Here is a 15213-nt window from a genome sequence, read left to right as displayed (position 1 = left end):
TCGGACAAAGAACAACACAAATTGGACATCTCCACATCTCTAAACCATCAGACAGCACTAATAAACAACACTTTACGAATAAGACTCCATATAAACCTTTGGCGACATACCAAATTCCGACTGAAAGCATTTTGAGAAATAGGACGAATTGGAGAATCCGACCATATACATCACTTCGGCTACAGTAAACTTCTTTTGCTGTAGCAAGAGTGCGGCTTTTTTGATGCGGATACTGCGAATATATTCCACAGGAGTATATCCCGTGAGCTGCTTCATTTTTCGGTAGAGTTGCCTTGCCGCTACATCAGTGAGTTCGCTGAGCCGCTGCACGGAGAATTCCGAATCATCCATATTTTCTTCAATCAACTGCGTTACTTTGGCCAGGAATTTTTCATCCGGTGAATGTACCGCAACTGGTTCTGCTGGTTGACTGATTTGATCGATACGCACTTGAGCGACAATCTTATTTTTCCTCTCCAGGAGCTGCTGTAGCTGCATTTGAAGCAAATCCAGATCGAAAGGCTTAGCCATATAAGCATCTATGCCAACAGCTACCCACTCACGTTTGATGAGCTCATCGCTTTGCGCAGTTAACAAAATGATAGGTATTGTCGCTGTCAATGTATTTTGGCGCAGTCTTTTGACCATTTCAATGCCTCCCATATTGGGCATCATGGCATCTGAAATGATAATATCCGGCACAAAGCTATGCCCATCGATCAACCGTATTGCCTCGCCTCCGTCGCCAACGATACTGCAATCGTAATTTGTTTGAAGGATATTTCTTAAAAAATCAGCAAGCTCGGCATTATCTTCGACGATTAACAGTTTTTTTCTGCTTGAGGTGTTGGTATCAGCGGTAGGGTTCGTACCGTTTATACGATCCTGCTTCCAGTTAAGCGTTGCAGTTGTACCCTTTTGATCGCTTGTTATCGCAATGTCCCAGCCTAATTGTTCACAATAACTTTTGACTAAGTAAAGGCCTACTCCCGTTCCTTGTACTTCATTGACCTCTTTTAAAGAAGAGCGATAAAATTTACTGAATATATAAGGGAAATCTTCAGAAGATATGCCAATTCCGGTATCACGAACGATCAGCTTAACATCGTCACCATTTACTTCCAGCCGCATGTTCACACTACCCGCTGGTCGATTATACTTACAGGCATTGGCGATGAGGTTATTGACGATTGATCCTAATTTGGCAACATCCGTCTGTATAAAGAAGCTCTCTACAGTTGTGGCAAATGCAATATGGATATTGTTGTATTCAGGTACTTGCTGCCATTCAGCTATAAGCTGTGTGCAATAATCGACCAGATCAATTTGAGAATTCAGCAATCCCTGTAAAGGCATTTGCTGCTGCTCCACCTGATCAAAAGTCATCAATTCCTGAATAAGCTGACTGATTTTTAAGGCATTTCGATGTACGCCATCCAACTGCTTCTTTTTATCGCTATTTTTGGTCTGCCGCATCATTTGGCTCACGGGAGCTAAGATCAGACTCAAGGGTGTTTTCAGCTCATGCGACACAGCAGTTAGAAAATCCATTTTCATCTTTGTGAGCTCCTGAACCTTACGGCGCTCACGTCTCTCCCATTTCAGCGTACTGCGTACCCTAAAAAAGTTGATTATCCAGAAGATCAAGAAACCAGCAATGAGTATGTAAAGACTTTTGGCCCAATAGGTCGCATACCAAGGGTAGCGTATTGTAATCGCATAGGTATAGATTTCAGAAACTACATGTCCAGCACTATCCACCCTTGCCAACTGAAGATCGTAGCTTCCGGAATTTAAGTTGGACAGTAACACCTTATTATCCCCGCGTTCCATTGGAATCCAGGTTTCATTTTTACCTTTAAACGAATAGGCAAGGCGATAGCCGAGATGATTCCCATAGTCCAGGTCAGAAAACTCCAGCCGAAGGTTGTTCTGATCATGCGCTAACGAGATTTCGTTTCGGTAGCGCAAACCATAATCATAACTACCAAATCTTTCATTATTGACATACATTGCGGTGAGTACAATCTTTTTCGCGCGGTCTACATCCGCTTCCTCCTTTTGTGCAGGTAACAAAACTATTTCATCAACCCCGCCCAGAATGACCTCCTCCCGCTCCGTATCGTAATACATAGAAGATACACGCTGTCCATACCGCAATAATTCAGCTTTTAGACTTTGCTTATTAATCTGCCAGACGCCTGCACTCGTTGCTACCCAGATATAGGCATTGACTTCGGCCATAGCGGTCACTTCACCCTTGCCAACAGGATCAAAACGAATCAACGTATTATTTCCATCCGCTGCAATTCTTCGCAGCTCGCCATGTTCCCCGACCCACACCGTATGCTGTTTATCCTTCAGCATAAAGGTCGCGCGATCTAACGGGTGCCCCGCACTATCCGTAAGATCCCTGATCTTCCCGGTAGCTACATCAATGCTGCTAATTCCTTTGTTATAGAAAAGTGCCAAGATTTCTCCTCTTCCATTGTCAACAATCTGATTGGCAAAATCTTCTAAGAGTCCATCCTCTTTGCTGAAATTTCGGTTTGCCACGACCGTACCGGTAGCTTCCAAGAGTCTGTTTCTGTCGACCACAAATATGCCCCCCATATAGGAAGCGATCCACAGATTACCTTGTCCATCTTCCAGCATATTATAGGACCATTTGGCATTCCGTTTGCCGGTTGCATCGATAATCGTCAGGTTTTTAAACTGCTTGGTCCGCGCGTCGAACACATCAACTCCACCGTCAGAAGCAATCCAGACCAATCCTGCACGATCTTGATAGATATCGCGGATACGGTTATGGGTCAGCCGATAGGTTCCAGCATCCATCCGATACCAGTTGCTTTCAGCATTTCTATCGCCCAGTCCATGTACCCGAATCAAACCATTGTCGCCCCCAAGCCAATACCAACCGTTACGGTCCTTCGCAATTTTATAAAAACGGTTACCGTCGTTACTTGCTGTTAATTGATATATAGGCAGTGTTTTTTCTACCTTGCGATTAGACCATAATGAAAAGCCAAAATCCGTACCTAACCAAATATTTCCCGCTCGGTCTTTAAAGATACTCCATATAATATTATTGGCCAGCGAGTTTCTATTACGGGAATCATGTTTGATCCGCTTTACGATCTGCTGATTCAGCTGATAAGTAAAAAGACCGTCGTCGGTCCCGACCAATAAACTGTTAGAATCTTTCGATGCCATCGCCTTGATCGGATGGTTCTGTAGCACAGGAGTCTTACGAAGCATATGTTTTTTAGCATCGTACAAGTATAACCCGTACTCTGTCCCAATAAACGTTTTGCTTAACTCCGGAACAGAAAAAATGGAATTTACAAATTGGTTGCTCCCTTTTTTATAGTCGGGTAGTGTTAAGGCAACAATTTTTTTATGGATTACATCTAACTCAAAAAGTCCATTATACGTGCCTATCAAGATGCTATCGTCGATCTTATCCAGTGCGTAAACGGCAGGTCTGGCTTTATTCGTGGGAAATGATTTGGTATAGTCGACAAGTTTATGCGTCTTGATATCATAGCAGTACAAACCAGCAATGGAGCCGATCCATAATGTATTGCCCACGACCAGCAGTGATCTGACGTCAGAAGGGCCTCCTGAAGGGAAAGAATCGAAACGGTCTAACTGGTAATTATAAAGTAGCACGCCCTGTCCGGTACCCAATGCAAAATGCTTATCATCGACCATTTCAATACAATATACAAAGGTCTGAAAAGGATATTTAGTTCCCGTAAGCGGCTGCAGCGCATAGCCATCATAATTAAATAGGCCATTGTTACTTCCCAACCATAACATTCCCAAACTATCTTGCGCAAATGAATGTACGGTATTTGCGTTCGTACCCAAAGAAATATTTCGGAAAGACGGATAATCCAGCGATTGTCCAACAACCGAAGTGCTGATTAAGGAACAAAAAAATAAACAACAGAAATAAAAAGATTGCATTACTCAAAAGCGCTATGCTACAAACTTAGTTAATTCTTATGGAATACCTCATATGCCTACAACTTAACAACAACCTATCCCTAACACCAGTTTTTAATTGATTTTTAGACAGTAATTCGTCAGTGCTTATTCAGTCCACACTGAACAAGCACTGAACGAGCACTGAACGAGCACTGAACAAGAAGTGCAAAATGGGTCAATTTGGTTACTAGTTGATTCTCATTTGCTGTCCCTAAAAAATAAGAGAGAAAAAAAGTTAGGAATTGTTTGTAAAAAAAAAAGGCTGGGTCAACCACGAACCTAGCCTCTACAAAAAACAATCCTTTAACCTGCGTTTATTTAACTAATTAATACATTTCCGATCAAATAACAGTGTCCACGGCAAATCGTTTAAATTATTTTTATTTTTTTAATAGTGTCCCATTAAAAGCCATACAACACGCAGCCTTCAAAGTTAAGGCCATACGTGTTCAGCCAGCTATATCGTTCATACCAATCGTGCGTTACAGCTAACAAACTATAATAGCCAAACCTATACATAAAAATTTTTTTCAAACGAAGCCAGTGAAGTGTTGTTCTTTTTAAAAAAGTATATATGGCACATTTAGAAGTAAAACCTAAAAATGGAGCACCTTGGTGGCTATGGCTCCTGCTATCACTCCTTGCATTGGGATTGGTCCTCTATTTTGTAAACCGCTACAACAGTGGCGCACGGTTAAATGAGGCTACTCCGGATACAAGTGTAAACAGCACAGCGCCACTAAGAGATACTCTTTAGACCCTCGTAAAAAATTGAATAACTCAAAAACTAAAAACATGGCATTAGAAGACAAAAACTATAATCATTTGATTGAACTCGCAGGAAGCGATTATGAAATAGTCGATGGAGAACCTGATATCCGCGGATGGAAAGTGAAAAATGAGGCTGGTCAATTGATCGGACATGTAAGAGATCTGCTGTTTGATCCCCAGAGCCAACAGGTTCGCTATCTTATCATCGACCTGAATGACGCTGAATTTGTTGTGGAAGAAGATAAGAAAATACTCGTACCCATAGGTCTTGCCTCGCTTTATGATGGCACGAAGATTCAGGCGAGTAATGATACCGCCTACCTAACTCCCCCCGTTGAGCCTATTAATCATACCGTGATCTTTACTGTCGACGAGATGCCGACAGAAGAACCTGCAACGGATTATTTATACAACCCTGCTGATGATGGAGAGGTGGTGGTTCTATCTATTACTGAAGATCAGGTCATTCGACTGCCTGCTTACCATGATCATGTCGATCCGGAAACGGAATTATCTATCCGGCACATCTTTGAAGGCACCGGAGATGTTGGATTTGTCGTAAGCGACAATAATTATGATCCATCCACATTCTATACGCATTATCACTTTAGCGAAGATACTTTTTATAGCGAAGGAAAACAGATGGATACACTTCCTTCTGATCAAGCTCAACGAACCAGAAGAGTGGCTGCTCGATACGACCATGGTACAGCGCATGAACCTGGTACACGCAGCAACAACGAACGATAAACAAACGCTATTACATATACTCATTTACATATACTCATTCCGGCTTCGATATGCTATTAGCAAAGCCGGAATGAGTGTATAGATAAAACACTCCCTTTGATGTAAAATGAGGCGCAGCGTTTAAATACGCCTTGACAGTGTATTTTATAACCTAAACCACCACATCAACTACCTAAATTCCCTAACAAATCGCCAAAATTGCACCATAATTGCATGCTGTTACAAGACATCAATATAAATCGGTTATGAAAACAAATTATAAAATTGTCAGCGAAAAAAACAGGAAAACGATCAGTAGATATTACGAAAAATATAGCTGGTATAAGTTGGACCGCGAGGAACTGGCGCAAGAATTGCTTATCCGGGGAGGCTTTTTAATCATCCTGACGTATATGCTGTGGTAAGAAAATGACATTATAGCGATATCTATCTATAAATTCCAAACCATTTGTATGGTTATGTTGTCTTATGTGTAAACTTAAATCAGACAACACATTGAACAGATTTACCCGAATTGCTTTAAAAACATTATTGTGGATTATTGGCGGAATCATTGGACTCTTCATTCTAATTATTTTTTTGCTGCGTCTTCCCACGATACAGAATTATATTGCCGGAAAAGTAACCCATTATGTCGAAGGCAAAATTGGCACCCCCGTTAGAATTGGCTATATCAATATTGATTTTCCGAAAAAACTGGTCTTGGAAAACATCTATCTCGAAGATCAGAGTAAGGACACTTTAGTTGCTGGAAAGAGCATTGCGGTGGATATCAATATGCTAAAATTATTGAAAAATACAGTAGAAATCCAAAGTTTGGAAGTTGAGGGTGTTACGGCCAAAATACAACGTACTTTACCCGACAGCGCCTTTAATTTCGATTATATCGTTAAGGCTTTTGCGTCTGAAAAAGAAAGTCAACCTACTGCTGATACTACGTCTGCCCTGCTGTTTAACCTCGATAAAATTAAATTTTCAAAAATACATGTGGTCTATACCGACGAAGTAATCGGTACCGGCGCCGACGTGTATTTGGGCAGTTTAAACACCAATATAAAGAAGTTTGACCTCACGAACAACATGGCCTTTGAGCTTCCCAAAATTAATATAGACGGACTAAATGCGACCGTTAAGCAATGGAAACCCGCCGTGGATGGCTCGGGTCCTTCTGTTGAAGACTTTGGGATTAGCGATAAAACCGCGCAGACGACGTCCCTCCTCCCCGATGTCGGCATCCAAGTGGCAGATCTCAAAAATGTTCTGGTCCGATATGAAGATCAGGCCAGCGCGCTTAAATCCGAATTTAAAATAAAAAGCTTCCATGCGGATCTCAATAAAATTGATCTGAACAAAGAGTTTGTGGATATTCAAAAGCTTGATCTAGACGGGTCGGACAACAATGTTCTGCTGGGAAAAATTCAAAAAGCGTTGCCCGAAGGGGGAAAAGCTAATCCGACAAAAGCCGATGCTGCGCAAACAGATTCAAGTGCGGCTGGAAAAATGAATTGGATCGTCTCGGCCAAAAACATTCGCATTAATAACACCAATATTCGTTTTAGAGATGACAACCAGCCCCGCATGAAGGGTTTCGATTATTTTAACATCCACATGCCAGGTCTTAAAACGCAGCTCACTGATTTATATTATAGCGCAGATTCCATCAGCGGGTCATTGAAAGAGCTTGTAGCTTCAGACCATTCTGGCTTCGTTATCAAGCAGCTGAAAGCCGATTTCAACTATACCAATACCGGTGCCGAAATCAAAAACCTATATGCAGAAACTCCGCGGACACTGATCCGAAACTATGTCAAAATCAGTTACCCTTCCCTAGATCTGATTGCCAAAAAACCAGAACTGATCACGGTGAATGCCAACATCAGCAAGAGTCATATCGATATGCGAGATATCCGATTTCTTGCACCCTTCCTCGATACCATGCAAGTGATGAAGCCGTTGCTCGATAAGAAATTTTATATTGATACTCGTATTGTCGGCCGTGTAGATGACCTTCATATCCCCACAATCGATTTTCAAACGTTATCAAATACACGTCTGATTGCCAGCCTCCATCTAAAGGGACTTCCTGATATGAATAAGTTGTCAGTAGACCTGAATCTCAAAAAACTGACCACAGGCCGTTCGGATATCGAAAAACTAGTTGCTAAGTCCATGTTGCCGAGTGGCATTCAACTCCCCAACACGATTGGTCTTAGTGGTACTTTCAAAGGCGGAATGACTGCCTTTAATACGAAACTCGCACTGGTCACTGAAAAAGGGACAGCCAAACTCGATGGAAAAGTCAATATGACCAAACAGGATACCAGCTACGATGCAGCAGTGAGCGTCCGTGACCTCAACATCGGTCAGATCATGCAGATGGACAGTACCTTGGGCATTGTTTCGTTTGAAGGAAAAATTAAGGGAAAGGGAACTGACCCCAAGAAACTTATGGCAAACTTTGACGGTAAAGTGAACCGGCTCGATGCCATGGGTTACCGCTATCACGATATCGGCATGAACCTTTCCGCAGATAAAGGCGCTATCAAAGCATCCGTTTTGAGTCCCGATCCAAATATCAAACTGAAACTGAATGCTTCGGCCAATACGAGGGCTAAGTATCCTAAAGTGGCGTTTGAACTAGTGGTGGACAGCATCAATCTGCAAAAGTTAAATTTAATGCAGGATGCTCTCAGCTACCGGGGTAAGCTAAGCGGTAATTTTGCCACTGCTGATCCAAACTTCCTCAACGGTGAAGCACATATTACCAACTCGTTGATCCGATACAACAACGATCGTTATGCACTGGACTCTGTATCCTTACTGGCCAAGGCCGATACGAGCCGCAACCAGCTGATCTTGAAATCTGACTTTTTGAATGCCCACCTGGTTGGTAAATACAAAATTCTGGAACTGCAAAGTGCCGTACAGGATCTTCTGCAGGTTTATTATAAACCTGAAAAACCCGTTTCGATTCCCCCATACTCGCCTCAACTTATCGAATTTTCGGCTCAGCTGACCCGAAATAGACTGATTCAGGATTTTCTTCCAGAACTCACTGAAATGAAAGCCATCAGTTTGGACGGTCTATTTAACAGTGCGTCCAAAAACCTCTCAGCCAAGTTAGATGCGCCGCGCATCGTTTATGGCGGTACAGAAATAAACAATGTGACCTTAGATATCAATAGTTTAGATAGCGCACTTTACTATTCGGCCCTCATCAACAAGGTTAAAGTCAGCAGTATTGAGCTTACCAATACGGTTTTCAGCGGAAAGGTCGCGCAGAACATGATTAACATGGGGCTGTGGATCAAAGATAAACAAGATAAAGAGCAATATCACGTTGGGGCAGACATGCAGGCACGAAATGGACTATTTGAATTTAGTCTGCTGCAGGACGGCTTGATGCTCAATTACGATAAGTGGGATGTGGCCCCCGACAATACGCTTAAATTTGGTAGCGCCGGTATATTGGCTAACAATTTTGTACTGCGTAACAAGGGCCAGGAACTCCGCATTGCTTCCCAGGATAGCCTATTCAATTCACCGTTAAATGTAGCATTCAACAATTTCCGCATTGAGACGCTGACCAAAATGGTGATGAGCGACAGTGTCGATGTGGGCGGTGGTATCAACGGCCAAACCACACTATCACGACTCGAAAGTAGTCCTGTGTTTGTTGCCGATCTTGTGGTAGATAAGTTTTACTTCGGAAAAGATACCGTTGGGAATATCAATATCAAAGTCAACAATGCACGTGAAAATACCTACAATGCCAATGTGAGCATTACGGAAAACGGGAATAACCTCGTTCTGAGTGGTGACTTTATCAATCCAGCACAGGGTGATGCTACGCTTGACTTTACGCTGGATGTCGCACCGTTAACCATGAAGACCGTGCAGGCCTTTAGTATGGGCAACCTGAAAGACGCCAAGGGCAACCTCGAAGGTCAGCTAAAAATAACGGGGTCGCCTTCAAAACCACAGATCAGGGGGGATCTTAATTTTCGGGAAGCCGAATTCAATGTTGCCATGCTAAATTCACTTTTTAAAGCAAAAGATGAACAGATCCGTTTCGACCAAAACGGCATATCGTTTCCAAATTTCGAGCTGGAAGATAGCAAAGGAAATATGGCTCAGGTTAGTGGTTCGATCCGTACGCAGACCTACACCGATTTCGACTTTGACCTCAACATCGACATGGACAACTTTGAAGTACTGAATTCCACGCAAGCGGACAACGATATGTTTTATGGAAAAATGTATCTTGGCACCAATCTGCAAATCGGCGGAAATCTCGACAAACCGATTGTGGATGGAACCATCAAGGTACTCGATAGCACTGATTTTACGCTGGTCATGCCCAACAATGAGCCTGGGATGGCCGACCGGAAAGGGGTGGTTGAATTTGTCGACAAACGCGATACAGCGACTGCAAATGCACTTGCCCGACTAGATTCGATGACCGTAACGAAACTCACTGGAATAGATGTCGACCTAAATTTACAGACCGATAAGGATGCCAAGTTTAAGATTTTGCTCGACGCAGGTTCGCAGGATGCCCTCAACATTCAGGGGGAAGCCGAACTCAATGCCGGCGTGGATGCAAGTGGTAAAATTACGATGTCAGGGACATTTACCGTGGAGAAAGGAAGTTATTCATTTAGCTTTGGACCTGTCAGTAGAGACTTTACCTTTCAAAAAGGAAGTACAATAACCTGGAATGGCGATCCTTTGGACGCACAGCTGAACATAACGGCCGTATACACTCTAAAGGCACCAACGTTAGAATTGGTTGCTCCACAGCTCGGCACTCAAAATGCCAACTTATATAAACAAAAGATTCCATTCGACGTATTGTTGAAGATCTCGGATCAGTTGTTTCAGCCACAGCTTAATTTCGACATCGACCTGAATGCCAATAATGCCATTGTATCGCAGGATGTCATCAGTAAGGTGGACAATGCATTAACGACATTGCGCGAGAACCCGTCCGATCTTAACAAACAAGTCTTTTCTTTGATTGTACTGGGTAGGTTTATGTCAGCCAATCCATTTGAAAGCCTTTCTGGCGGCGGTGGTACAGAAGCACTGGTACGGAATAGCGTTAGTTCGTTTTTAAGTTCTCAGCTGAACCGACTGGCTTCTGACCTGATTACTGGAGTGGAGCTTGATTTCAACCTCACGTCGGAAGACGATTATAGCACGGGTGCAGCGCAAACGCGTACCGACCTCAACATTGGCGTCTCCAAGATGTTACTCAACGACCGCCTGAAAGTCAGCATCGGATCTAATTTTGAGGTAGAAGGGAATTCCCGTCCGGGAGAGGCTTCCAATAACATTGCTGGTGATATTCAACTGGATTATCAACTCTCCCAAGATGGACGCTACTTTGCGCGCTTCTACCGTAAAAATCAGTATCAGGTTACCCTACAGGGGCAATTTGTTGAAACCGGAATCGGGTTCATTATCAACATGGACTACAACAGATTTAAGGAGATCTTTATGCGCTCCAAAAAATTGAAGGAGTTCTACGATACCGGCAGCAAGAAGTTTAGGAAACGCTTTGATGTGGACCGTATGGAGCAAGATTCCGCATATCGCGACAGCGTTAGAACAGTGATACGCGACAGTCTAATGCTTCATAGCCCAGAATACCGCAAACGGATTGAAGAGCAGAAAAAAGAACAGCAACGCCGACAGGAGGTGGACAGTACAACAAATCGGACGCAAAAAAATAATGCGCCAAAACATTTAGATACGATTAAAACAACAGCGATTAAAAATGAAGATGAGGAAAGGGCTTACCATGCAAATTAAATTACAGTGGCTTATAGCCTTAGTGACAATAGGGGGACTAATTGCTGCTTGTTCCTCGACTAAAAACCTACCTGAAGGCGAGAGTCTATATGTGAAAGGGAATGTCAAGATAGCATCGGATACCATTTCAAAGAAAAACAAGGAAAAGCTGGAGACCTATTTGGCAGAGTCGCTTCGGCCCAAGCCCAATAAACGGGTGCTGGGAATGCCCTATAAACTCTATTTTAATAACATGGCCGGAGACACCGCCCAAAGCAATTTTATCAAACGCTTTCTAAAAAAGATCGGCGAAGAACCGGTACTGCTAAGCGATGTAAATCGAGAATACAATGAGAATCTTCTCCGCAATAGACTGGAGAATATTGGTTTTTTCAATGCAGAAGTCACCTCAGATACCATCGTCGAAAATAAAAAAGCTACGGTAGACTATACCGCCACCCCTAACTTGATTTACCGCATAAAATCCGTTACTTTCGACGTTGACAACACCACCCAACTCGGCCGCGATATTCGGGAGACTTCAAGTGGTAGCCTTCTGCGGGTCAATAACAACTATAGTCTTGACGTGGTGCTCAATGAAAGAGACCGCATAGACAATGTATTAAAAAATAAAGGCTACTATTACTTTAGTCCAGACTACATCCTCGTGCAGGTAGACAGTACAATCGGCGACCACAAGGTTAATCTCTATGTGACGGTCAAAAAAGAAACGCCTGAACAGGCACGGGTCCCTTCCAAGATTAATAAGATTTATATCTATCCCAACTATAACGAGACCGGGACAGGGTACCAACGTTCGGCCAGAAATGCTGAATTATTCGACAGCAGTTATTACTTTGTCGATCCAAATCATACCTTTCGCAAACCGGTTATTGCGAATCATATCTTTTTCAAGGAGGGCGACCTCTACAACCGGGATAGCCACAACAGGACCATCAGCCACCTCGTGAACCTGAATAGCTGGAAATTTGTTAAAAACAACTTTGTGGATAGCAAAGAGGTGCCTAATGCACTGGATGTGTACTACTACCTTACACCGCTGCCCAAGAAGTCCATCCGGGTAGAACTACTCGGCAAAATGGCCAGCGTGTACAACGGGACCGAAGTCAATGTGAACTGGACCTTGCGCAACGCCTTTAAAGGTGCCGAAAAGCTTAATATCAATGTATTCGGCGGTTACGAATTACAGACAGGTGGCAATGCTGATCTCAACTCCAGCTATTTCCGCTACGGTACCGAGGCTACCTTGACTTTCCCCCGCATACTAACGCCGTTTGGCACCATAAATCCGTCGCGGCAATTTATTCCGAATACCTATATCAAAGCACGTTACGAATTTTTAAATCGCAGAAAAGCCTATACCCTTAATTCCATTGCTTTGGACTATGGGTATACCTGGCAGGAGAACGAAGAGAAACAGCATGATCTGGCATTGATGGAAATCACGTATGTGCAACCGCGGGGTATTTCAGAAAGCTACAAAAATCAGATGGATACCATTCCCGCGCTACGCCATGTGATCGACCCCCAATTTACCATTGGTCCCAACTACAATTTCACCTTTCAGAATACCATGAAAAAACATCTTCAAAACACCTTTTATTTTAAGGGGAATCTGGATTTTTCGGGCAATATTTTGGGGCTTATTAAAGGCGCGGACTTTAATAAGGGCAAAACCTTTAAACTCTTCGACGCGTACTTCTCACAATATATCAAAGCAAGCGTCGACGGCAGGCATTATTTCAAGCTTAGCGAAAATTCACAGCTTGCCTCGCGGGTAAGTATCGGAATGAGTTACTCGTATGGTAATTCGCGTTCCCTCCCCTATTTGAAACAATATTATGTAGGCGGACCAAATAGTATCCGCGCCTTTGGTGCGCGTGCAATCGGACCGGGTACCGTGGCACCAGAACGTCTTGGTAATGGCCTTTTCTACGCCGATCAGACGGGTGATATCAAATTGGAGCTCAATACCGAATACCGCGCAAAAATTACTGGTCCAATCCATTGGGCGGCCTTTATTGACGCGGGGAATGTATGGCTTCAACGTGAAGATGAAACCAAACCTGGAGGGAAATTTAGTAAAGATTTTCTCCAGGAGCTCGCTGTGGGCGGCGGACTAGGTTTACGTTTCGACTTTACCTTCCTGATCCTGCGTACCGATTTTTCCATTCCACTCCGCGTCCCCTATTTACCGAAGAGTGAACGCTGGGTGTTAAAGGATATCGATTTTGGAAGTTCTAGATGGCGTAAAGACAATTTAATGTTTAACCTGGCGATCGGTTACCCATTCTAAGGAATGATGTCAAGCAGCTGAGGACTATAAAGCGTAATTTCTATGCTTAATGCAGCTAATCAAGTCTTTGAAGGAAAAGAATGTGGGCGATCTTTCGACCTTGATGCTGCTGACGCTTATTGTAGAACTTTAGCACTATTATCTATTCTAACAGTTTTGCTGTTCTTATAAACGTAAGTCTTTTAAGCAGTTATCTTTTTTACAGAAAGCGTCCATAAAAAAGGCGGATAACATTGCTGTTATCCGCCTTTACCATAAAAAACAAGATGCTACAAGCCGTTTAACCAGCTATTCACCTCATCTTGTGTTTTTCCTGTTTTCTTTTGAAGTTTACCTACCAATTCATCTTCTTTACCTTCTGCGTATAGTAAATCATCATCTGTAAGATCTGCATATTGCTGTTTTACCTTACCTTTAATTTCGTTCCAACGACCTTTCCATGTTAATTCACTCATAATATTTTCCTTTCGTTTTTTATAGATATAACAGCCTACAGCTTTAATCGTTTTAAAAAAAATGTTATCAAATGTTAAAAATATTCCTGTTCTTTTTCGGTGCTATTGCTCCGTTGTATCGATTGTCGTTTCCTCTGCATCCAGCGGTGCAGGTGGAATCTCATCGACATTCCGCTCGATCTCCTGTGTCTCTACATGTACCGCAAATTCAGAAGGTTCAATAGGGATAGCCATCTCCGTTGCATATTCCCGCGTAAAGATCGCCCCGAAATAAAGTATTGCGGCCGTATAATATACCCAAAGCAGAATAAGCACAAATGAACCAGCCGCGCCATAGGTATCCTGCGTTGCTGATCGTTCCAAATAAATCCCGATCAGGTAGCGACCGATGACAAATAAAATCGCCGTAAACAAGGCGCCTGCACGCACCGTCTTCCATTGGATCTTTACATCCGGCAAGGTTTTAAAAATAACGCTAAATAGCACTACAATAACAATAAAGGAAATGGCAAAATTGATGACATTCATCAGCACGACAGTAATATCTGGGAAATAGCGTTGCAACTGTCCCGTTAAGGCCAAGATTATTCCATTGACAATTAATGTGACGACTAATAAAAAGCCCAAACCGATCACAAGCGACGATGACAGCAAACGATCCTGAATCATTTTTAACCATCCTTTCTTAGGTTTTGGCCGCACGTGCCATATTTTATTAATTGAATTCTGCATATCGCCAAAAACGGTCGTTGCACCGATAATTAGGGTAACAATACTGATGACCAGCGCGATGTTTGACTTACCCGATAATTGGAGGTTTTGGATGACCTCTTCGATCTGTTTAGCAGCATTGTTTCCTACCAATCCGTTCAGTTCGTCAAAGACTTTTCCCTGAATTGCTTCGGCTCCATAGAATATTCCGGCCAATGATATCATCAAAACCAAAATTGGGCCGATGGAAAAAACGGTGTAGTACGATAGCGACGCACTATATTTCATCGAGTCTTCATTCGTAAATCCGGATACGGTATTTTTTAATATCGTCCAATACGTCTGTAGCTTGCTTTTCTTTTCCTTGTTTATATCCATTGTATTTAGTGTTTTTAAGAAATAAACTCTTTAACGAGG

Annotated in this window: 8 protein-coding genes; 5 read left to right on the top strand and 3 right to left on the bottom strand. The window is 42.8% G+C overall.

Annotated features, from left to right (window positions below; all coding sequences use genetic code 11):
- Positions 1-72: 72 nt before the first annotated feature.
- On the bottom strand, positions 73-3975 hold the full coding sequence (locus tag QE382_RS08500) for an ATP-binding protein (protein ID WP_307185507.1): 3903 nt from the start codon (positions 3973-3975) through the stop codon (positions 73-75).
- Between the two features lie 595 nt (positions 3976-4570).
- Between QE382_RS08500 and QE382_RS08495 the strand changes: the two genes are divergently transcribed.
- From QE382_RS08495 to tamL, 5 genes are all read left to right on the top strand, one after another.
- Positions 4571-4753, top strand: coding sequence for a hypothetical protein (locus QE382_RS08495; protein ID WP_307185506.1), 183 nt, complete (start codon positions 4571-4573; stop codon positions 4751-4753).
- A gap of 38 nt (positions 4754-4791) precedes the next feature.
- Complete coding sequence (locus QE382_RS08490) at positions 4792-5517, top strand: PRC-barrel domain-containing protein (RefSeq protein ID WP_307185505.1); 726 nt, start codon at positions 4792-4794, stop codon at positions 5515-5517.
- A 245-nt stretch (positions 5518-5762) separates the two neighbouring features.
- A complete protein-coding gene (locus QE382_RS08485) occupies positions 5763-5921 on the top strand; it encodes a hypothetical protein (RefSeq protein WP_293954328.1) in 159 nt (52 codons plus the stop codon).
- Between the two features lie 91 nt (positions 5922-6012).
- Positions 6013-11334, top strand: a complete 5322-nt coding sequence (locus QE382_RS08480) for a translocation/assembly module TamB domain-containing protein (protein WP_307185504.1) — start codon at positions 6013-6015, stop codon at positions 11332-11334.
- A complete protein-coding gene (tamL, locus tag QE382_RS08475) occupies positions 11300-13630 on the top strand; it encodes a translocation and assembly module lipoprotein TamL (RefSeq protein WP_307185503.1) in 2331 nt (776 codons plus the stop codon). The genes QE382_RS08480 and tamL overlap by 35 nt, the downstream gene beginning before the upstream one ends.
- A 269-nt stretch (positions 13631-13899) precedes the next feature.
- On the opposite strand, the gene QE382_RS08470 is transcribed toward tamL, so the two are convergent.
- Both QE382_RS08470 and QE382_RS08465 read right to left on the bottom strand, forming a co-directional pair.
- Positions 13900-14085, bottom strand: a complete 186-nt coding sequence (locus QE382_RS08470; RefSeq protein WP_046675215.1) for a CsbD family protein — start codon at positions 14083-14085, stop codon at positions 13900-13902.
- Between the two features lie 102 nt (positions 14086-14187).
- Positions 14188-15174, bottom strand: a complete 987-nt coding sequence (locus tag QE382_RS08465; RefSeq protein ID WP_307185502.1) for a YihY/virulence factor BrkB family protein — start codon at positions 15172-15174, stop codon at positions 14188-14190.
- Positions 15175-15213 lie beyond the last annotated feature (39 nt).

Origin of the sequence: Sphingobacterium zeae, assembly GCF_030818895.1 — a bacterium.
Taxonomy (GTDB): Bacteria; Bacteroidota; Bacteroidia; order Sphingobacteriales; family Sphingobacteriaceae; genus Sphingobacterium; species Sphingobacterium zeae.
This window is presented reverse-complemented; position numbering and strand designations above follow the sequence as displayed.